This window comes from Enterovibrio paralichthyis, assembly GCF_019209835.1.
GTDB lineage: Bacteria > Pseudomonadota > Gammaproteobacteria > Enterobacterales > Vibrionaceae > Enterovibrio > Enterovibrio paralichthyis.
This window is the reverse complement of record NZ_JAHUTS010000001.1, coordinates 360,237-378,650: the sequence shown is the minus strand read 5'-3', so window position 1 is coordinate 378,650 and position 18,414 is coordinate 360,237. Positions and strand designations below refer to the sequence as shown.

Sequence of the window (18,414 nt, the reverse complement as noted above, 5' to 3'; positions counted from 1 at the left end):
CTTTAAAAGCAGTCTAGCAGGAAGGGGGGAGGTGGGAATATTCAAGGGAGCAGGAGACTACGCGCCGGATAAACAATAGAGGATTACAAAAAAAATTGAGCGCGGCCTTATGCCACGCTCTCGCTTCGCAATCGCTTATCGCTAGAACACTGTCTTAGATTATCCGAGGAGTGGCGTTATGCGCTGCTGTCTGAATTAGCAAAGTATTGTTCTTCCTGATAAGGGTCTGGCGGAGGACAGCCGACCAATAGCTTTTGGTCGTCGTGGATTAGTGCCGCCAGACAGTTTTCAATCACGAGCTGCTTAACGCCGAGTATGGAAAGCCCCCTGTCTGATACGTAAACATCTCTATCTTCCAATCGGACAAGGTATGTGCTGTTTGATGTGACCTTTCCGTTATCGACTTTATGGTGTGTCGCGGTGAGATAAACGGCTTCGGCATCTGGGAACGGGAACCAGTCAGGCCATTTTAGGTTAGTGAGACCAGACCCAACATTACCAGTCGAACGAGGTATATCATGGCGAGCCACACCACTACCCTGATTGCCAGTTTTCGAATCAGGTTTAGCAAAAGTTTGGTTGGTCGGGACAGAAACGTTATCGCTGGTTTTATCCTTTGCTCCAGAGGCCGAAGTACCAGTGACAGTTTGTAGTAGAACGCTATTATCTTTAGCATCGATAAACCCTGAAATGAGAAAGTAACCGGACAGGCCAAGCGCGGCTAAAAACAGGTATGTTTTCGGCATGGCCATCAGTGAGGTGCCAGATTTAATGGAAGATGTCGCCCCCGTCGCCGTGGAGGAATAAAGCAAGTGGACAGCGACAGGCACTTTGATTATATCGGTAATGTCATTACTGGTTGGCTTGACCGTAGTTGAGCGCGGGTCGTGCTCAAATATGCGGGTACGACGCTTACCCCAGAAACCGATTTTCTCTTTGGACTTATGCGCAAAGGCCACCTCGGAAACGGATTTGATTTCGCTACCGAGCTTGCTGATATTCGGCGTGAGAAGAACGATATCCCAGTTGTATTTACGATGACGCTGGAAAGCTTCTTCAAAGCAGTTGGGCATGATGATTGAACCGTCATCGGCCACGATTTTCTCTCCGATGTCGTCAATGTAGTCATCGGAAGGTTTGAAGTTTTGGCGAGCACGCTGGTAAGTATCCGTGAAGGAATCCGGCAAGATATCTTTAAAAGGATCTAACCCCTGCCAGACGTTTTTCTCCATGTTAAAGCCAACGGTTTTATTGAAGATATCCTGAACTTCATCAATCAGTATCATCGAACCCAACGGGATCCAGTTGTACCAGTTTTGCCAAAGCTTGCGGCCGTTGGAGGTCTGCGAAGATATGCGGATTAACTTGGCAGAATCAGGAAAACGCTCGCCCAGATGACGCTCAATTTCGCCAATGGTTCGCATGCCCTCGATATTGGTGACAACAATGCGACCCTCACGCAATGCGGGAAGCAGTTCAAACCAAACAGCGTATGACGTTTTGAATGAGCCGGCGGGGCCATGTCGGATTACTGTAGTCATTTACCACCCCAAGACTTTAAGAACGAAGCGAGTCACGGCCGCTTCGATGATGATGTTGATTGCCTTGAATAATCCGACTGCCCCAAACAAACCCTGATACTCAGACGGCAGCGAGGAAATAGCGCGGCGAAGCAGTGAATCAATGGAAAGGTCGACCAAGATATGTTGTGCCACACCATAGGCAAAATCGACGGTGTGTATCATCATCTTCACTTTGATTAGGACGGACGCTTCTATCATGTAGGCGACCGAACGCTCTATAAAATCAGGGATTCCAGTAATGAATGCGCTGATTTCCTCGAGAACGTTAACTATCCAGTCGTAGGCATCAGTAAAGTAAGTGACGACGCTCTGGTCATCTGCGAAGGAATAAGGCGCGACAGCAAACAGCGCAAGGAACAAGACAGGCGAATAGTATTTCATTATGGACGCGCCCCCAGAACGATATATACAGCAAGGATATAGGCACCAAACACAACAAAGTCGCGTATCAACTCGACGAATTTGGTCAGTGCGGTTGATTCAACATGCACGGCCGGAACGCGGTAATGGTTGAGCGTGAATTCAACAGTTGGCGTATTGCCGGACTCAGACAACGGCGAGTAGGAAAGAATGGACTTGAAGCGCTCATAAGAGGCGGTCAGTTCAATTTCGGCCGTTGTGATGGCGGTTTTCAGGTTGTCGAGGCTGTCGGTATTGAATAAGCCTTCCAACGGGTCGACACCTTCTTCGGGCGCACCGAACGCGCCAGCTTTGACGGGCAAACAGTCACGGCTGTCAGGGTCACGGTCACATTCAGACTTGGAAGTTTCAGACTTTAAGTCTTCAATGGCCGCAATGATACCGCCAGTATCAATATCCCCAATTGAGTTATCGATGGTGGTCAGGGTCTGATTAATGACATGGGTATTGTCTGCAATGATGTCGGTGTTGTCGGCCGTGGTGGCTGTGTTCTGGACAACATAATCGGTTTGCTCACTGATAACGTGAGTGTTATCGGCAACGATATCGGTATTCACTTTGTTTTCAGCAGCGATTTGATTACCAAAATCGGTATTCGCCAGAAGTTGCTCTAAACGGGCTGAAAGTGGGTCAGCCACATCGCAACCAGGCGGAGGCAATGACGCGCACCAATCATCGTCAGGGTCAGGCTTTGGACAAAGTTCAGGGTGTGTTTCGCATGTCGGGTCTGGGGTTGGTGTGGGAATATCGGTACCACCGCCATCACCACCAGAGCCACCGTCACCGCCGGAACCATCGCCGGGTGTTGTGCCACCGCCAGAACCGCCAGAAGTACCACCATCAGTACCGCCACCGCCGCCCCCTGTTTCGTTAGGGACAAAATTTACCTGAACGAGATAATCGGTTGAGGAATTACAAAAAGACCCTTCGTCAGAACAGGTTCCATCTAAATTATTATCGAGCGCATTACTGACACAAAAATCCATTTCCTGTTTAAGCAAATCCGGATAAGTATCAGAGCAAAATGTTTCAGGGTCTGGCTCAGGAGGTTCGGTAGGCTGACAAACGTCTGGGTATTGCAAGTCGGGACAGTCAGGATTCGGGGCGGTGCTATATATGTTATACCGAACTGTACATGTGGAAATAGTAGTTACCTCCTGAACGAGCTCATATGAAGCATGTATGCCAGGAAACATTTCTTTTATTTGTCTAATGCGCTCCTTAACGGTGGATTCTTTGTCAGGAACCCGAGAGCATTTCATATTGTAAACATTACGATGCGTTTCTATATATTCCCACTCGGTGGCGGCGACATTAAAAGAAAATAAAGAAAGTGCCAGCAATGAAATCGGAAACAAAGGATTAAACATATTCAATCACCGCGTCATAAATGAAAAAGGCGGCATTTTAGCCACCCGTTATTAACACCAAAGCGGCGCAAACTACGCTGAATTGATACCACTTGTGAACCCGCCTACCACACAGTAGGCGAGCGCACAGGCAAACAATAAAGCTGCCAGCATGGTAATTAACGGCTCATCAGTGAGCGGATGAAGCTCAGGCCGAAGGTGATAGCCAGAATACCGATGATACCGCCAACAACCAGTGTCACGTTGGATTGACCAGCTGTAATCGCCGCTTCAATTTCTTCGTTCGCAAATGCAGAGGTTGAAGCCAGACCAGCGACCAGTGAAGCAGGAGCGGCAAATTTCTTAAGGTTCATGTGTTTCATAGTTATTTCCTCTTGAGTTTTAAGTTCTACCCATCATCTTGGCGACGCGGCCTAAAGCATGAAAGGTAAAGAATGTCACCATTAAGGCGGTGAATACCATGTCGAACACTTCCACATCAAAACTGTTGGCGTAAATAACATCATGCGGCTCGAGAAAAACGACCCCTTTACATTGGTCAGGTGGCGTGTCTGTTATTACACCGTCAGTTATGCATTTCATTTTTCTTTACTCCTAGTAGAAATAAAGAAGAATGATTACAGAGACCCCACCAAGGAATAACCATTGAGCGATTTGGGCGACAGCGGAAATATTGGTGAGGTCGAGAGTCATTATTTGTTTTCCGTCATAGCCAGCGAACGAATCAGTTTAATATCTGCCACAATGTTACGCAGCGGGTCATCAGGGTGGGGCTCAGTGATAATTTCCAGCAAGGCCGGATATTCAATCGCCGCCAGTTTTTCCACCAGTTCAGGGGTTTTCTTGAGCGGCAAACGCTCACGGTCACCGGACTCATAACCCACGCCAACGCCTTTACCACGTTCGTTATCCCAACCACGGATAGGAGCGAGGTGATGCAGGTTCGCCATGTCGTAAGGCTTGCCCGTTTTACCAATACCTTGCGAGTGTGAGAAACCCGCGACTAGAATTCGTGCCATTGTTATTCTCCGTTAAGATTTAACAGGTGAGTGTAAGTTGCAGGAATGGCCAAGCGGCTCGGCATTTCCTGATTAAGCAGTTCGACGTATTCGTCGGACATCAGCAGACCAAACACAGAATCGGTATCGAAATTGTGTTTCTGAATCAGTTCATAGATGATTTTTCCGCACTGGCGACGCGCCCAACGGGTACGGCCAGCCAAGGACAATCCGGTATCTTTGGTGATACGCTTGATGGACATGCCTTCTGTCGGTTCGATAGAAGCCGCGAACGCGCAAATCCCTGAAAAGTGAGCCGCCGGATTTTTCAAAACATCGATGGTCACTTTTTTAAGTTCGACTTCATTGCGAAACCAAACAACGTCTTTTAGGCCTTGCTCCAGCGCCTTGTTATAAACGCGCCAATAAACATTGGACTTGCGAGAGCCGACAATCACACCCTCATTGACTACCTGAAGCCCATTCGCTGTATCTTGCTGAACAACCTTATGCTCGAATATCGGATTCAAACCACGATTGGAGCGACGGAAAGCGCCTTCCATGTAACAGGTTTTGGCGTACTTACAGCCAAAGTTGCCGTCGTAATCGTCCACCGCCAAATCACAGCGGGACAGGGTAGTGACACCCAGTACATCATGCAGCCAGAAATAAAGGCGCCGAGGGGTTAACGTGCGTTGATTAGCACGATGACGCGCCACAATATCAAACAGGTAGCGGCAACCGTCACCGGAGAACTGGCAATAAAAAGTATCCTGGTTACCACCAATGGCGAACAGGCCAAGGTTAATCCCGCAGGGCGAGAACATTTCCGCCGAATCCAAGTAACCGTGAAGGCCGCGACCACGCATCGGGCGAAGCTGGACACCCAAGACTTTCTGAAGAAACTGGGTTAAACGGGTCTCCAGTACTGCGCGGGCTTTAGATTGGTAAGCATCAATACGCTTTTGTCGGGCAGCGTCAGATTTGCACAGGTGCCAGTCACGCTTAGGCATTCTTGCCCAAGAGAAATTATCTTCTACGCGAAAACCTTCACCTTTAACCCCGACACGGGTTGCCATATCCAGATAGTTCAAGGCACCAATCGGACAGGAAAAAGCCAAGTGGTCGATGATGACCGGACGCTCACAGGATGCCATTGAACACCCCCATAGCGACCAGTTCAGGGTAGTTTTCATTGGTGATTTCAACGACTTCAAAGCCTTGAAATTCCAAGTCACAGTACACAGAAAACTGATAGTTAGATGAAAAGTATTCTGTCCAATAGCCGCCTTGCTCCAAATCCGGAAAATACGCATTGATGCCGTGGGACGGCTCAAAGTCGTAGTAGATGGGCAGCGAGGTTAGTTGCATTGGATGTTTTCCGTGCTGTTTACGTATTATCGTAAAGGCTATTATCGAATTATCGTAAATACAAGATACGAATTTCCGGTAATCAGGGGCTACAATGTCAACAAAGGGAGAATATTTATGTTTATAAATGAGCTATTTGATGCGTACAAAACCGCGAAAAACTACGTACAAGACAAGCAAATTGCGCATGATTTAGGTCTGTCGTCTGCAAGAATCAGCGAAATGCGCAAAGGAAAGCGCTATGTGTCTGATTCTGAAGCGGTTATTTTGGCTGAGGTCGCAGGATATGACATCAAAGAAGTGTTAATCCGCATTGCCGCCGACCAAGCCAAAGATGCTAAGGCGCAAAACGCTTGGGGTGAACTATTGGAAAAGCTGAAAGGCCAGCAAATTCATAATGTTAGCTTAAGCATTCTGGGTCTGTTGGCCTTAGATACCCCCACGATTCAGTGCGTATTATCTATCTTATGTTAAATATGATATGCAGCTACGCGAAATGTGGTTCCCTGATGCCTGCAATGACCCTCTTTCTTCAACAATTTCAGTCTATTAAACGTAATTATCTATTTACCATAAAATAGATAATTACCAATTCTCTAAGAACCCTGCATTGGATCATTCTGTTCCAATTGGGTTCTTCAACCTTTGGTGAATTATCGGTTTGTGTTGTTTCTCTTGGCGTGCTGGCGATGTCCGCTATTCAAGCATTGCAATTGATCAATCACTGCCACTGCTTGAGGGCAACTTTGGCTATGTGTATGGCGTGAAGTGGCGAAATGAGCCGATGATAAAGTGGTTGGAAAAAACCATTGATGAACTCATGCAGTCGTTGGGTATTCACCGGGATTAAGCGGTAACCCGATTTTTCAGTGCGTACTATCGCATCATGCGTTTCAGGCGGCTGTCGTAGTAAAAGTCCCGTTGGTCTATCACTTTGACCGATTGGCTTTCAGGATGAACGGGATTAATCAGGAAGTTGTATTCGCTGGCAATAATGGCAGATGGTAATTGCAGGACGGGCGTCTTGGCTTCTTGTAACCAGCGGGTGCCGAAATTGCGGGAAACATCAGCATCCGGCACAGCATCCCAGCCTTCTGGGAGTTCACTTTCACTGACACGCAAAATGGCGATGTCATCTGGAACATAGATGGTCATCATCACCAAAGGTGGCATTTGAACCGGGCTTTCATGGACAAACCTCTCCAGCGCAGCCAATGAACGGGAGCCAGCTGTGTATATGACAGGTTGTCCTTTCTGGTGCCAGCGGCCAGAGCCAAACATGCCTCCCATACCGCTCAAATCTGCAAACTTCTTTACGGAAAGTCTGAAAAGCTCCATCAGGCCGTCATACCATGCATTAATCTATTAAGTACGTTTTCAACATACTGGATGCCGGTATTGGTATCCAGATAGTCGATGGCCGCTTTTCCACCAAAAGCTACCTGTGGGGTTTTAAGCCAATCCAGTGCTGTCGTGCGGCTGCCGTAGTAGTCGATAGCCAGGTCTACGACCCGTTGGATTGCCAAGGTTTTTTCAGATTGGGAAGGCGTGAGTAAGTCGGAATCGCTTTTGCGTTGCAAGCTGCGTGGGCTCAGGCCAATTAATGCCACCCATTCGCCACTGCTCATGGCCATTTCTTTCATTACTTTGCGGGCATGTTTTACCTTGAGACCACCACGGATAATTTCCAGTTCGGTATCCTGGTTTATCACTTGGCCTTTTTTGACGATGCCCAAAGACATCAACTGTTCAGCATACATACTCACCTCCGGACTTGTGGTTAAAGTATGTGCGCCAATTGTCGCATTGTAAAGCGTCACTTGGCGTATAGCTTGCGGAAAAGGATAAAAAAAAGCGGTTCACAATGAGTAAACCGCGAAGTTGGCAAGAAATAATGTTTCAGTGATCGATATATCTTGAGCAAGTGGAGTTGCTCGATATGAGTTGCGTTTAATCACACCTACCATACTGGAGAGTCGGTGTCGGGAGACAAAGGGTGATCATAAACGCAAAGACAGTTTGCGCACTCCCATTCATTACGTAAATAGTTATATTTGTATTATTCATTACGGAATATGTAATTAGAGGTGCGTGATGACTTCGTTCCGAAAATCCCTGTCAATGGTGAAACCTATTTCTCATTTTTTGGCGGTTGTTGCACATCATTCAGTGACCCGCGCGGCAGAAGAGTTAGATATCGCGCCAGCCAGGATCAGCGAGTCTCTCAAGCACTTAGAAGAAATCTGGAATGTCCGTTTGTTTCGCCGTGAAGGACGTCAAATGAAACTGACCAATGCGGGACAACGCGCCTTTGAACGCTACCATCATCTGATTGACAACCTGTTTGATGCCGTCAATGAAGATATCGATCCACATAGGGTTGCGTCTGTGTTGTCAGTCACCTGCCCTATAGATATCGGCTCTGACATGATGCCTGCCGTTATCAGGAAGTTTCATCACGTTTATCCGGATGTGGAAGTGAAACTGTTCGCCTCTGACCAAATGATCGATATGGCAGACAGCAACATCGACCTGGCCATTCGTGTTGGCCGGTTGCAGCGTTCGCACGCCCACAATGAAGAAGAGATTGTAAAGATAACGCCTTTCCTGGCGGCGACGCCAGAAATCAAACGCGGAATCGAAGAAGAGATCTTTCCTGATGGGGTGCCGTTTATTCGTCTGTCACGGTTACCGGAAATGAAAGTGCTGACATTGCCGGGATTGGCAAAAACCATAAAGCTGAAGACGATTGCATCCTCGGATAACGCCGTAGCCGCTCAGCAGATGACCTATGATGGGCTTGGAGCGGGTTTATTTAGCGGCCTGCCGACAAGACCTTTCCTGGAACCGGGCAAACTGGAGAAAGTCGACGAACTGGGATTTGAAGATTTTTATGCCTATGCAAGTTGGCCGGGGCGCCGCTTGAGCATTACCGGCCGTAAATTTCTGGATCTGTTCAAATTACACTTAATTCGCCTACTTTCAGAGAGGTAAGCGGGTTTGCCGTTTCACCTGTCCAAACGCAAAGCTGGATTCAATGGCGGCGATATTTGGCAGCCGTGTCAGCTCACGCCGGATAAAACGCTCGTAGGATTTCAGTGACTCGCTGACCACACGCAACAAATAGTCGTGCGAGCCCGTCATCAAGAAGCATTCGAGCACTTCATCCATCTGGTCGATCAGTGCCTCAAACTTCACCATGTTTTCTTCGGTGGGCCTTTCCAGCTTCACCAGTACAAACACATTGATAGGCAGGCCACACTTTTCCTGGTCGACATGGGCGTGATAGCCAGTAATGATCCCCTGCTTTTCGAGCGCCCTGACCCGCCGCAAACAAGGTGATGGCGACAAGGCGATGCGATCCGAAAGCTCTTGGTTGGTTAACCGGCCAGTGCGCTGCAACTCATCCAGTATTTTCTTATCAATGTTATCGAGATTGTGGGCCATCCTTTCCTCTTTAACTCCGGCTGTTGGGTTTTCCGTTCACATCTGGCGTGTACTTCAATGAAATTAGCAGAAGCTGCCAATTTTTAACAAATGAAAGGCAGAATTAGCAATCGGCCATCACCTTCATTTTGCTAGTTTGAAGATAAACCTGAACGTGAACATGGAGAGCACGATGAACAAGGCCGTCCAATTAAGCCCGCTGCGTAACACAACAAACCATGAAGATGCCACGTCACTTGCTGTTGAACAGGCACAGCATTTCGGTATCGATGTCCATTCGGAATACGGTGAAGCGCTGGTTTCACTGGCAACGACTCTGTATCAGGCCAACCATCACACCCATGATCTGTGGGCGATAACCATGGAGGGGCTGTCATCGCTGGATAAAAATGACCGTATTGCCTGGTTCAATGCCAAACGCTTTCTCTCGTTCCAACTGGCAAAAATTCTCGATAACCTGCAAAACCCAATGCGTGCGACGTATCAGTCGATTGCAACAAGAAATGGGCATTTTGCTTCAAAGGGTGCCTACCCGATTTTCGACAATGTCGCCGCCCTCTTTTCTGCAAGCCCTGTTATCACCCGCACGGCGACCTACCTCTTTGCCTGTACAGAATGGGTTGAGGATGCCTTTAATGGGCGGGAGCCCCTTCACGAGATCTACTCGCGCCTGTTGAACCCCACCTCTATTGCTTTGGCGAATCACATTGTTGATATAGAGGCGGGTGAATACGCAGACCAATACCTGGCGTGGAACTTTAACTCCGGCATGGCAGCCATTGATGGCCTGCTAAGTCATCTGCTTGGACGGGATGACATTGTGTTGGCATCGCGCAATATCTACGGTGGCTCATACCAACTGCTGCAGGACTGGTACCGTAAATCTTCCAACCTGAATGTGGCTGTCGAATGGGTTGATGGTTACGATGCTGGGACTTTTGCATCTGCGATGGATGACATCGCTGTTAAGCATGCTGATCGCATTACTGATGGCAGGAAGATCTATGTGTATATGGAAAGTCCATGTAACCCACATGGCTATGTCCTCGATGTGGCCGAAATCAGTCGCGCCGCTCACGAGCGGAGATGGCAGGTTGTGGTGGATACCACAGTCGGCACCCCGTTTCTGCATCCGGTGCTGAAAGTCAAAGATGAGTCGGCAAGACCGGATTTCGTCATCCACTCCTACACGAAAGAGTTAGCAGGCAGCGGCAGCACCACAGCAGGCGTTGTGATTGGCAAGAACGAGGATATGTTTATCCCAAAAGGTGACAGCGTCACTACTAATTCGCCAAACGGTAAACCGCGCACCGTCAATTGGGATGAAACCCTGTTCTGGAATGTTTACTACATAAAAGGTGCATTCCTTGATGCTGACAAAGCCTTCGAAGTGCTGAACGGCATGAAAACATTCGAACTGCGGGTGTTACAGAAAGCGGCGAATACTCTCACACTGGCGACGATATTTAACTTGCATCCGGACATCAACGTATCTTGTCCGGCGCTGCCATCCAGCCCGAACTATGAACTGATGCAAAAAAGAATGCACCTTGGACTTCCTGCTTCGTTGTTTACGATTGATATGGAAGGCACTCAGGATAGGCCACCGATTTCCCCTGCCCTGTTCAAACAGTTTTTCGATATGTTGGAGCCTGCTATTGGTATGCAGGTAAGCCTTGGTCAAACCAATACCGTGGCACTCTGCCCAGCAATGACAACCCATTCTGAACTCTCACCGGATGCACAGGCACAGGCTGGCATTAAGCCCACAACTTTGCGGATTGCTGTTGGACTGGAAGACCCCCGTGCGTTCATTGCCCATATCCAACGCGCGGCGGAAATGACGATTGATGCAGGCCATCCTGGATTTTCCAGTTCGTTCCCTGCGCCGGAGGAGATAGATCACATCTATCGCAAGGTATATATGGATGTGCATCAACGCTTTGTTGACGATTTACCCGCTTACGCTGATCAGTTGAAGTAATTATTGGCCCAGTGCGTCGTCTGGTGATTCATCCAACGACGACGCACTGGCTGTCAGCAGAGAACCATCTTTTTGCTGATAACAGAGAGTAACTTGATAGTGGGGAAATGCGCTTCCCTGCAACGCACCGACAGGCTTTACAAGCCGGATTTGATTTTCCAACTGTATATTGGGTTCACAGCTCTCAAAACCAAATCTATGTAGTTCACGTTCGATAAACTGGCTGGGCAAATTGTTCCTGCGCCAAATCTCTATTTTCATCGCAAAGTTACGCTTATCGAAGCTGGAAGACTGGCTGGCAAGCAGTTTGGCAAGGGATTCTTCGAGCATGTCTATCTGCTTTGGCGCTAACACCTGTCCGTCTGAAGCAGCCAATGCGCTCTGAGCTTTCACCATTTCAAGGGAGATGTTTGGCAGCACTTGCAGATACCGTTGCAGCACAAGCCGGTTTGCGTTTGAATTTTCATTCAATAAAGCGATACAGGCAATCCCTATCAGGGATACCCCTAACATCAACCAAACTGGGCGCGAACTGTAGCTTTTCGAATTGGACATGAGAATTACAATGTCTGAATTAACCAATTGTGCTGTATAAATACGCAATTCAGGATGATTATGCTTTAAGCACAAATCACCTTTACAGTCATTTCTCGCATGAATACATCCCTGCTCTACTAAGAATTAGTTTACTCCTGCCTAATAAAGTCACCGGTAATTAACTGCCCCATATATGAGAATGCATGTCTTATTTTGCGGCTAATACTTTTCTGGTTTAAGTACTAATTAATCGCTAAATTCACCTCGTCTAATAATTGATACATTTGAATCCAGGAAATTGTATTGGAATTTATCTTTTAATTTCATTGATTAACAGTGGATTACTGTCAGCCTGTCTAGCAGCGCATCAAAAGAAGCCGGAAGCCTTACACGACAAGGGGTGCGCACTTTTCTTTCATTTCGTCATAAATAGTATGAATTAATTTCCATTCAACGCTTGCATATATATTTGGGCATCTAAAAAATTCGCGTTATTAATTATGTGTGCATATCAAATCGAGAAAAGTGTGAGCACCTTATCTCCTTAAAAAAAAGCCAAAATCAGCATGTCGAAAAATATTGCAAATATGTTTATACGTGAAATAATCCGCACCTCAAACCTGTTAACAGGTTTGTAACACAATAATTAGCGGTAAGTATGAAAGCGAAGTAAAAAACGAAAAGGACTCGGTAATGAAACGTATAATGACGACTGCTGGACTTTCGTTGTTTGCAGGCTCGGCCTCTGCGTCAGGGGTAGACGATGCAATCAACGAGTTTGTCGCACCCATCGTAAACCCTTTTGTGGGAATGATATTTTCCCCCCTCCCTTTTATCGATGTAAACGTGCCATGGATAGTGGTGTGGCTCGTGGTAGCGGCGATAGTCTTTACACTCTATCTAGGTTTTATCAACTTCCGTGGTTTTGCCCATGCCATTCGTTTGGTAAAAGGCGACTACACAGATCCAAACGAGCCGGGTGAGGTTTCCCACTTCCAGGCGCTGGCAACGGCACTTTCCGGTACGGTAGGTCTTGGTAACATTGCGGGCGTAGCCGTTGCGGTTTCCATTGGTGGCCCTGGCGCAACCTTCTGGATGATCCTGGCAGGCCTGTTGGGTATGTCGACCAAGTTTGTCGAATGTGCCTTGGGTGTTAAGTACCGTAATACTAACCCAGATGGGTCGGTTTCAGGTGGCCCGATGTACTACCTGAGCAAAGGTTTGGCAAACCGCGGTAACCCTGCGTTTGGCCGTACTTTGGCGGTACTGTTTTCTGTGTGTGCTGTAGGCGGCGCACTGGGTGGCGGTAACATGTTCCAGGCGAATCAGGCATTCAAACAAGTTGTCGGCGTTACCGGTGGTGACCTGTCATTCTTTGCTGATAAAGGCTGGCTGTTCGGTCTGATCATGGCTGTTATCGTGGGTGTGGTTATCATCGGCGGTATCAAATCTATCGCAAAAGTGACCGAGAAAGTGGTGCCATTCATGGCAATCATTTATGTCGGCGCTGCGCTTGTCATCATCCTGGTTAACTACACGCACATCGGCCCAGCATTTGCTGCCATTATTGATGGCGCGTTTACCGGTTCCGGTGTTGCAGGTGGTGTGGTTGGTGCGATGATCCAAGGTTTCAAACGTGCAGCGTTTTCGAACGAAGCTGGTGTTGGTTCGGCGGCGATTGCCCACTCAGCGGTAAAAACCAAAGAGCACATGTCTGAAGGTTTCGTATCCCTGCTGGAACCATTCATTGATACCGTTGTGATTTGTACCATGACAGCGCTGGTAATTATCATTACCGGTCAATTGCATGAAGGACAGGAACTGACGGGCGTAGCTCTCACCTCCGCAGCGTTTGAAAGCGCAATTTCCTGGTTCCCATACATCCTTGCGATTGCAGTTGTACTGTTTGCTTTCTCAACCATGATTTCTTGGTCTTACTACGGCCTGAAAGCCTGGACTTACCTGTTCGGTGAAAGCGTCCGTGCAGAAATGACATTCAAAATCATGTTCCTGATCTTCGTTGTCATCGGTGCTTCGATGAACCTGGGTCCTGTTATCGACTTCTCGGATGCAATGATCTTCGCCATGGCGCTGGTGAACATTATCGGTCTGTACCGTCTGGTACCAGAGATCAAAGCGGATATGAACGATTACTGGTCACGTCTGCAAAGCGGTGCGATTGTTCGCCACAAAGCTTAAACAACAAAACTGACGCAATAAAAAAGAGATGCCGCTTGGGCATCTCTTTTTCTTTGTCAGTCTGCAATTTATACGCTTTAAGTGGCGTTGCGATGGTGTTTAACCACCGGCCAGTTTTACAGTGTGGCCTTTCTTTTCCAGGTGCGCTTTAATCTTGTCACGCATATCTCCCTGAATTTCAATGACGCCGTCTTTCACTGCACCGCCGCAACCGCAGACTTTTTTCAGCTCTGCCGCAACCAGCTTCAGTTGTGCATCATCCAGATCCAAGCCAGTAACAAGACAAACACCTTTGCCTTTGCGGCCTTTAGTCTGGCGCTGAATGCGTACGATACCGTCGCCCTTCTCGCGCTGTGGTGCTGCTTTTTCTTCCTTGATTCGCCCTGTTTCGGTGGAATACACCAAACGCGTGTTGTCGTCTTTCATATCTATCTCTTTGACACAGCTAAGTCCGCTAATCCTACCAGAACTTTTCCGGGTAGAACACGAACGCTCTAGAGCTTTAACGACCGATTGAATGATGGTCGATGTATTGCTTGATGCGAGGTAAAGAACCTTTCAGCAGTTGTCCGCGAACCAGGATGTACCAAAGGCCTGGCTGCTTTTCATCACTCATGATTTGATAGCCTTTGTAGACTTCAGAGGTGCGGCTTTGCGGGGTTCTGAATGTTTGACGTTCGAACTCGGAGGGATGTCTGAAAATATTTGTATCGCACCACCAGTCAATACACTGCTTCACCGCCAGCATAGTGCCAGATACAGTTTTGCCGCTGACAGTGGCTGTATAAACATCGTTTTTAGCCTCTATGGAATGGCCGCGATGTGAATACCTTTTTCTCATTGATTACCCGTTTCTTGTTCTCATTGTTATTCTGGATAATTTTAATGAAAGATGAAGGCAATTTCGAACAAAACAGTGAAGCTGACCGAAAAAATATTATGGTTAATCAATGAGTAATTTATTAGTAACGCAAGGCCTACTATTTGGTAACGACTTTCTTATCAACGAACTTTTTCAGTGCAGGCAGTGACCCCTTAAGCAGATTGCCTTTGACTATCATGTACCAGGCCTTATCGTCGTCTTCTGAGTCGTTCATGATTTGGATGCCTTTGTACTCTTCTATCTTCTTCTGCTTGGCATCTTCGAACGCCTGCTTTTCGAACTCATCAGGCATACGCAGTATGTTGGTGTCACACCACCAATCTATGGATTGTTTTACTCCCAATAGCGAACCGATGACACGCTTGCCGCCTAATCTTGCGCTGTATTCTTCCGTTTGCTCATCGCACAGCTCGACGTTGTAGCCGCGATGATAAAGTCGTTTTCTCACCGATGTTTGCCTCAATTTGTAATGTTTATTATGAAACAGATGTAACAACAATCGCTTTCACTATGTAAATTAGACCAAATTCACAGGCCTTGCCAAATTCTCCCAATCTAGTGACCAGAAAAATCAACATAGCAATGTGGTTATTTGTGATCTTCGGTCTTTATTATTTCTCAGTATGTGACAATAATAGGACTACGAATAAATAAGTTATAGTGCATTAAATGAAGAAACTTCAGCCCTTGATGGAACCAGACATCATTAAAGCCAGCTTAGCCCTGTTCAAAAACGGCGATGTTGATATTGAACATTGGGGAACATCGACGGATAACCAGTATTCCCGTAACTCTCTGCTGAGTTTTCGAAATGACTGGCTGATATTTGTCAGCTACTGCAATGAAGTCAACGTCTCTCCCCTCCCTGCTGCCGTAACTGCTGTACGGCGTTTTATTGAAAAACAGTCAGAGTCACGAAAAGCTGCCAGCATAAAACGTTACATTGTCACTATCTCTCTTGTTCATCGCTTGCACAGTCTGCCTGACCCTACCCGCCACCGTGAAGTACGTTATACGCTCAACCGTCTGTATCAGGAAAAAGCTGACGATGCCGGACAAGCCACAGCCTTTCACCTTACTCACCTGCAGACTTTGCATGGCATGTTCTCGCATAGTGATAAGTTGAAAGATATCCGCGACTTGCTGATCTGGACACTCAGCTTTGAAGGCATGCTGAAGCGTAGTGAGCTTGCTGCAATCGACTTCAGTGATGTAACGCGAACCGATGAGGGTTATCAGGTTTGGGTTGCTGAACACGCAATCGCACTCAGCCCAGAGGCTGGCGCGCTGTTGGAAAACTGGTTTCAAATGACCGGAATAACAGACGGCCCCCTGCTTCGCCGAATCAACAAACACCATCAACTTGGCGACGCACCCATGGATCACTCTTCTATTTACCGTGTGTTTCGACGGGCGGCTACTGAGTTGGGTCAAGAAGGTACGCTGACATTTTCCGGCCAATCACCCCGGGTGGGCGCGAGCCAGGATTTATCAGAAAACGGAAAGAGTATTAAGGAAATACAGCAACAGGGAAGATGGAAAAGCCCCGCAATGCCGGCTCAGTACGTGGGTAACAAGCAGGCGAGAAACGAGGCGATGGACAAATTTAAGCGAAAACTCGATAAAGAATAACAGGTACTTGTCTGTGAATTAGCGACGAAGTCCGCGCTCAATACACCCTGCCAGATATGCCGAGAATTCGTGGCCATTATGTTCAACCAATTTTGGGAACATAGAAATAGGCGTCATTCCTGGGAACGTGTTGATTTCGTTTAGCAAGACCTCGCCTTCTGGTGTCAGGAAGAAATCAATACGCGACAAGTCTTTGAGCTTCAAATGCACAAATGCACGCTCGGCATAATCACGCATCTGGGCAATCTGCTCATCCGTCAGGTTTGTTGGCTCAACAGTAGTGTTGCTGTGACTGCCGGCGCTGTATTTCTCGTCGTATGTGTAGAACGTATCTTCAGGGCAGGAAATCTCACCCGGATTGGTCACGACAACTTCGTCGTTATATTGGTATGCGGCAATTTCCAGTTCGCGTGGGCGAACAGCTTTTTCGACCAACACCTGGTTGGAATAGCCAAATGCATTTTCAACCGCTTCTTTTACTGCATCTTTGTTAGTCACTTTGTAGCAGCCAACGGATGAGCCCTGGCAAGCCGCTTTGATGAACACTGCGCCCCAACGTTCAAAGGCATCTTCTGCTTTGGCGACGCTTTCGGCATTGTTGTCTGTCAGGAATACATACGGCGTGTTGGGAATACCAATCGCATCAAACCAAAGCTTTGATGTGATTTTGTTGAAACAAACCACGCTGGATGATGAATCGCAGCCCATATAAGGTAAGCCGGCCAGCTCAAGTAGCGACTGAATGTCACCGGTTTCTCCCGGGAAGCCGTGAATACAAGGCACAACAAAGTCGATATCGACTACATCGTTACCCACCTTCAGTGTTTTATCCAGATTGAGTCTGCAATCCTGTCCCTGACTGTCCTTCCAGCCTTCAGAGCGGGTGATTTCAACGCGGATGAGAGAAACAGAAGGGATCTTCTTCAGCTCCGATTCCAGATAGTTCGCGGAGACAAGAGACACTTCGTGTTCGGCACTGCCGCCGCCACACAGTAACAATACTTGAGTTGGTTTCATGACCATTCCTACTTCGCCCTGAACAATGCATCAGGGATAACAAAATCTAATCGCACAATCCGGTGCATAACGGGAAGGTGAGTCGCCTATAGTAGACAATCACTTTGCCCCTTTCACCCGCTCAAACGCAAATATCCAGTAAATTTTGTGTGATTGCGCAAATTCCGAGCGTCTCTGCCGTTTTAACCGTCACTCTCTGGCGGATAAGCAAAGAAAAAGAGAGCCTTAGCTCTCTTCTCGTGTATTCAGCCTACTTAGTTCAGCCGCGTCATTTCTGGTGTAGAAGATGCCTTGATAGAGGCAAATGAGCGGATAAACGGACCGTACTGTTTGATGTTTTTAGGCAAAGCTTTCAATGCATTCTCTGCGTCAGCCTTTGAATTGAACTCACCGTATAACAAGGTAAACCACGGCAGTCCGTCCACCATTTTCTTGTTTGACCAAACTGGCTTGTCGGAAGGCAGTTTGTTCATGTACTCAGCAAAACCTTTGTTGTGGCTGAGTGCGATAACTTGAATGGTATATTTACGGTTTTCGTGTTGAGGTTTGCTCGTCGCAACGGCTGGATTCTTGGCCGGTTTATTTGCGGCTGTTGCCACCGGTTTTTCCATTGCTGGTCTTTCAGCCATCACTGGCTTAGGCGCGGGCTTTGCCATCGCCGGTTTCGGTTTGTTCATGTCCGGCGCTGGGGTGGCTGGCATCGTTTGCGTAACTGGCATCACCTCCTCTTCCACAGACTGGGTCAAAATCTGGGTGGTGGTAGCACCTCCAGTACAACCGGCGAGCACAAGCGTAAATGCAACAGAAAGGATTTTCTTCATGAATATTCTACTTTTAGGAGCGATTTCCTTTATTCTGAACTGAGCCATGCATTCATTCAACTCAAACAGCGACCGCTCTGGTGAGTATCTGCCACACGTCACACACATTTCCTTACAAACACCCCGCTCTCAACATGATATTTGGCTCCGGG

Annotated in this window: 24 protein-coding genes; 6 read left to right on the top strand and 18 right to left on the bottom strand. The window is 47.5% G+C overall.

Annotated elements, in window-relative coordinates:
* Positions 1–176 precede the first annotated feature (176 nt).
* From KU854_RS01770 to KU854_RS01730, 9 genes are all read right to left on the bottom strand, one after another.
* Positions 177–1,541 (bottom strand): zonular occludens toxin domain-containing protein, encoded by a 1,365-nt coding sequence (locus tag KU854_RS01770; RefSeq protein WP_218356766.1) that lies wholly within the window; start codon positions 1,539–1,541, stop codon positions 177–179.
* Complete coding sequence (locus tag KU854_RS01765; RefSeq protein ID WP_218356765.1) at positions 1,542–1,964, bottom strand: DUF2523 family protein; 423 nt, start codon at positions 1,962–1,964, stop codon at positions 1,542–1,544.
* Positions 1,964–2,641, bottom strand: a complete 678-nt coding sequence (locus KU854_RS01760; protein ID WP_218356764.1) for a hypothetical protein — start codon at positions 2,639–2,641, stop codon at positions 1,964–1,966. Before KU854_RS01760 ends, KU854_RS01765 begins: the two co-directional genes overlap by 1 nt.
* Complete coding sequence (locus tag KU854_RS01755) at positions 2,614–2,883, bottom strand: hypothetical protein (RefSeq protein ID WP_218356763.1); 270 nt, start codon at positions 2,881–2,883, stop codon at positions 2,614–2,616. The genes KU854_RS01760 and KU854_RS01755 overlap by 28 nt, the downstream gene beginning before the upstream one ends.
* A 648-nt stretch (positions 2,884–3,531) precedes the next feature.
* Positions 3,532–3,735 carry a hypothetical protein gene (locus tag KU854_RS01750; RefSeq protein ID WP_218356762.1) on the bottom strand — a complete coding sequence of 68 codons (204 nt, stop codon included), beginning with the start codon at positions 3,733–3,735 and terminating at the stop codon, positions 3,532–3,534.
* 19 nt (positions 3,736–3,754) lie between these two features.
* A complete protein-coding gene (locus tag KU854_RS01745) occupies positions 3,755–3,955 on the bottom strand; it encodes a hypothetical protein (protein WP_218356761.1) in 201 nt (66 codons plus the stop codon).
* A 110-nt stretch (positions 3,956–4,065) separates the two neighbouring features.
* Positions 4,066–4,392 carry a hypothetical protein gene (locus KU854_RS01740; protein ID WP_218356760.1) on the bottom strand — a complete coding sequence of 109 codons (327 nt, stop codon included), beginning with the start codon at positions 4,390–4,392 and terminating at the stop codon, positions 4,066–4,068.
* A 2-nt stretch (positions 4,393–4,394) separates the two neighbouring features.
* Complete coding sequence (locus KU854_RS01735; RefSeq protein WP_218356759.1) at positions 4,395–5,528, bottom strand: replication initiation factor domain-containing protein; 1,134 nt, start codon at positions 5,526–5,528, stop codon at positions 4,395–4,397.
* Entirely contained in the window at positions 5,515–5,742 is a 228-nt protein-coding gene (locus tag KU854_RS01730; protein ID WP_218356758.1) for a hypothetical protein, read from the bottom strand. Before KU854_RS01730 ends, KU854_RS01735 begins: the two co-directional genes overlap by 14 nt.
* Before the next feature lie 117 nt (positions 5,743–5,859).
* Between KU854_RS01730 and KU854_RS01725 the strand changes: the two genes are divergently transcribed.
* Both KU854_RS01725 and KU854_RS01720 read left to right on the top strand, forming a co-directional pair.
* The gene (locus tag KU854_RS01725; RefSeq protein WP_218356757.1) at positions 5,860–6,216 is read left to right on the top strand and encodes a DUF3693 domain-containing protein; all 357 of its coding nucleotides are present in this window, start codon (positions 5,860–5,862) and stop codon (positions 6,214–6,216) included.
* 187 nt (positions 6,217–6,403) lie between these two features.
* Positions 6,404–6,592 carry a hypothetical protein gene (locus KU854_RS01720; RefSeq protein WP_218356756.1) on the top strand — a complete coding sequence of 63 codons (189 nt, stop codon included), beginning with the start codon at positions 6,404–6,406 and terminating at the stop codon, positions 6,590–6,592.
* Positions 6,593–6,618: 26 nt separating this feature from the next.
* On the opposite strand, the gene KU854_RS01715 is transcribed toward KU854_RS01720, so the two are convergent.
* The gene (locus tag KU854_RS01715; protein WP_218356755.1) at positions 6,619–7,080 is read right to left on the bottom strand and encodes an RES family NAD+ phosphorylase; all 462 of its coding nucleotides are present in this window, start codon (positions 7,078–7,080) and stop codon (positions 6,619–6,621) included.
* Positions 7,080–7,502, bottom strand: coding sequence for a type II RES/Xre toxin-antitoxin system antitoxin (gene parS, locus KU854_RS01710; protein WP_218356754.1), 423 nt, complete (start codon positions 7,500–7,502; stop codon positions 7,080–7,082). Before parS ends, KU854_RS01715 begins: the two co-directional genes overlap by 1 nt.
* A gap of 334 nt (positions 7,503–7,836) precedes the next feature.
* Here parS and KU854_RS01705 point away from each other — a divergent pair, with 334 nt between their 5' ends.
* On the top strand, positions 7,837–8,736 hold the full coding sequence (locus KU854_RS01705; protein WP_218356753.1) for a LysR family transcriptional regulator: 900 nt from the start codon (positions 7,837–7,839) through the stop codon (positions 8,734–8,736).
* Here KU854_RS01705 and KU854_RS01700 read toward each other — a convergent pair.
* Complete coding sequence (locus tag KU854_RS01700; RefSeq protein WP_218356752.1) at positions 8,725–9,189, bottom strand: Lrp/AsnC family transcriptional regulator; 465 nt, start codon at positions 9,187–9,189, stop codon at positions 8,725–8,727. The genes KU854_RS01705 and KU854_RS01700 overlap by 12 nt on opposite strands.
* 172 nt (positions 9,190–9,361) lie before the next feature.
* Between KU854_RS01700 and KU854_RS01695 the strand changes: the two genes are divergently transcribed.
* Positions 9,362–11,173, top strand: coding sequence for a trans-sulfuration enzyme family protein (locus KU854_RS01695; RefSeq protein WP_218356751.1), 1,812 nt, complete (start codon positions 9,362–9,364; stop codon positions 11,171–11,173).
* Here KU854_RS01695 and KU854_RS01690 read toward each other — a convergent pair whose 3' ends face one another.
* Positions 11,174–11,728 (bottom strand): tight adherence pilus pseudopilin TadF, encoded by a 555-nt coding sequence (locus KU854_RS01690; protein WP_218356750.1) that lies wholly within the window; start codon positions 11,726–11,728, stop codon positions 11,174–11,176.
* A gap of 675 nt (positions 11,729–12,403) precedes the next feature.
* On the opposite strand from KU854_RS01690, the gene KU854_RS01685 reads away from it, so the two are divergent.
* Positions 12,404–13,909 carry an alanine/glycine:cation symporter family protein gene (locus tag KU854_RS01685; protein WP_218356749.1) on the top strand — a complete coding sequence of 502 codons (1,506 nt, stop codon included), beginning with the start codon at positions 12,404–12,406 and terminating at the stop codon, positions 13,907–13,909.
* A gap of 99 nt (positions 13,910–14,008) precedes the next feature.
* Here the strand turns inward: KU854_RS01685 and yciH are convergent, their stop codons facing one another.
* From yciH to KU854_RS01670, 3 genes are all read right to left on the bottom strand, one after another.
* Positions 14,009–14,335, bottom strand: coding sequence for a stress response translation initiation inhibitor YciH (gene yciH / locus KU854_RS01680; RefSeq protein WP_218356748.1), 327 nt, complete (start codon positions 14,333–14,335; stop codon positions 14,009–14,011).
* Between the two features lie 76 nt (positions 14,336–14,411).
* Positions 14,412–14,750: a DUF3319 domain-containing protein gene (locus KU854_RS01675; protein ID WP_218356747.1), complete on the bottom strand. Its 339-nt coding sequence runs from the start codon at positions 14,748–14,750 to the stop codon at positions 14,412–14,414.
* A gap of 139 nt (positions 14,751–14,889) precedes the next feature.
* The gene (locus KU854_RS01670) at positions 14,890–15,240 is read right to left on the bottom strand and encodes a DUF3319 domain-containing protein (protein ID WP_218356746.1); all 351 of its coding nucleotides are present in this window, start codon (positions 15,238–15,240) and stop codon (positions 14,890–14,892) included.
* A 221-nt stretch (positions 15,241–15,461) separates the two neighbouring features.
* Between KU854_RS01670 and KU854_RS01665 the strand changes: the two genes are divergently transcribed.
* Positions 15,462–16,424 (top strand): tyrosine-type recombinase/integrase, encoded by a 963-nt coding sequence (locus KU854_RS01665; RefSeq protein ID WP_218356745.1) that lies wholly within the window; start codon positions 15,462–15,464, stop codon positions 16,422–16,424.
* An 18-nt stretch (positions 16,425–16,442) separates the two neighbouring features.
* On the opposite strand, the gene KU854_RS01660 is transcribed toward KU854_RS01665, so the two are convergent.
* Positions 16,443–17,441 carry a D-alanine--D-alanine ligase gene (locus KU854_RS01660; protein WP_218356744.1) on the bottom strand — a complete coding sequence of 333 codons (999 nt, stop codon included), beginning with the start codon at positions 17,439–17,441 and terminating at the stop codon, positions 16,443–16,445.
* 254 nt (positions 17,442–17,695) lie between these two features.
* Positions 17,696–18,310, bottom strand: coding sequence for an SPOR domain-containing protein (locus KU854_RS01655; protein ID WP_255555327.1), 615 nt, complete (start codon positions 18,308–18,310; stop codon positions 17,696–17,698).
* Positions 18,311–18,414 lie beyond the last annotated feature (104 nt).

What these genes read in the sequence shown, in the direction of transcription:
- KU854_RS01770 (WP_218356766.1), bottom strand. Translation starts at nt 1,541, where the DNA reads ATGACTACAGTAATCCGACATGGCCCCGCCGGCTCATTCAAAACGTCA.
- KU854_RS01765 (WP_218356765.1), bottom strand. Translation starts at nt 1,964, where the DNA reads ATGAAATACTATTCGCCTGTCTTGTTCCTTGCGCTGTTTGCTGTCGCG.
- KU854_RS01750 (WP_218356762.1), bottom strand. Translation starts at nt 3,735, where the DNA reads ATGAAACACATGAACCTTAAGAAATTTGCCGCTCCTGCTTCACTGGTC.
- KU854_RS01745 (WP_218356761.1), bottom strand. Translation starts at nt 3,955, where the DNA reads ATGAAATGCATAACTGACGGTGTAATAACAGACACGCCACCTGACCAA.
- KU854_RS01740 (WP_218356760.1), bottom strand. Translation starts at nt 4,392, where the DNA reads ATGGCACGAATTCTAGTCGCGGGTTTCTCACACTCGCAAGGTATTGGT.
- KU854_RS01735 (WP_218356759.1), bottom strand. Translation starts at nt 5,528, where the DNA reads ATGGCATCCTGTGAGCGTCCGGTCATCATCGACCACTTGGCTTTTTCC.
- KU854_RS01730 (WP_218356758.1), bottom strand. Translation starts at nt 5,742, where the DNA reads ATGCAACTAACCTCGCTGCCCATCTACTACGACTTTGAGCCGTCCCAC.
- KU854_RS01725 (WP_218356757.1), top strand. Translation starts at nt 5,860, where the DNA reads ATGTTTATAAATGAGCTATTTGATGCGTACAAAACCGCGAAAAACTAC.
- KU854_RS01715 (WP_218356755.1), bottom strand. Translation starts at nt 7,080, where the DNA reads ATGGAGCTTTTCAGACTTTCCGTAAAGAAGTTTGCAGATTTGAGCGGT.
- parS (WP_218356754.1), bottom strand. Translation starts at nt 7,502, where the DNA reads ATGTATGCTGAACAGTTGATGTCTTTGGGCATCGTCAAAAAAGGCCAA.
- KU854_RS01705 (WP_218356753.1), top strand. Translation starts at nt 7,837, where the DNA reads ATGACTTCGTTCCGAAAATCCCTGTCAATGGTGAAACCTATTTCTCAT.
- KU854_RS01700 (WP_218356752.1), bottom strand. Translation starts at nt 9,189, where the DNA reads ATGGCCCACAATCTCGATAACATTGATAAGAAAATACTGGATGAGTTG.
- KU854_RS01695 (WP_218356751.1), top strand. Translation starts at nt 9,362, where the DNA reads ATGAACAAGGCCGTCCAATTAAGCCCGCTGCGTAACACAACAAACCAT.
- KU854_RS01690 (WP_218356750.1), bottom strand. Translation starts at nt 11,728, where the DNA reads ATGTCCAATTCGAAAAGCTACAGTTCGCGCCCAGTTTGGTTGATGTTA.
- KU854_RS01685 (WP_218356749.1), top strand. Translation starts at nt 12,404, where the DNA reads ATGAAACGTATAATGACGACTGCTGGACTTTCGTTGTTTGCAGGCTCG.
- yciH (WP_218356748.1), bottom strand. Translation starts at nt 14,335, where the DNA reads ATGAAAGACGACAACACGCGTTTGGTGTATTCCACCGAAACAGGGCGA.
- KU854_RS01675 (WP_218356747.1), bottom strand. Translation starts at nt 14,750, where the DNA reads ATGAGAAAAAGGTATTCACATCGCGGCCATTCCATAGAGGCTAAAAAC.
- KU854_RS01665 (WP_218356745.1), top strand. Translation starts at nt 15,462, where the DNA reads ATGAAGAAACTTCAGCCCTTGATGGAACCAGACATCATTAAAGCCAGC.
- KU854_RS01660 (WP_218356744.1), bottom strand. Translation starts at nt 17,441, where the DNA reads ATGAAACCAACTCAAGTATTGTTACTGTGTGGCGGCGGCAGTGCCGAA.
- KU854_RS01655 (WP_255555327.1), bottom strand. Translation starts at nt 18,310, where the DNA reads ATGGCTCAGTTCAGAATAAAGGAAATCGCTCCTAAAAGTAGAATATTC.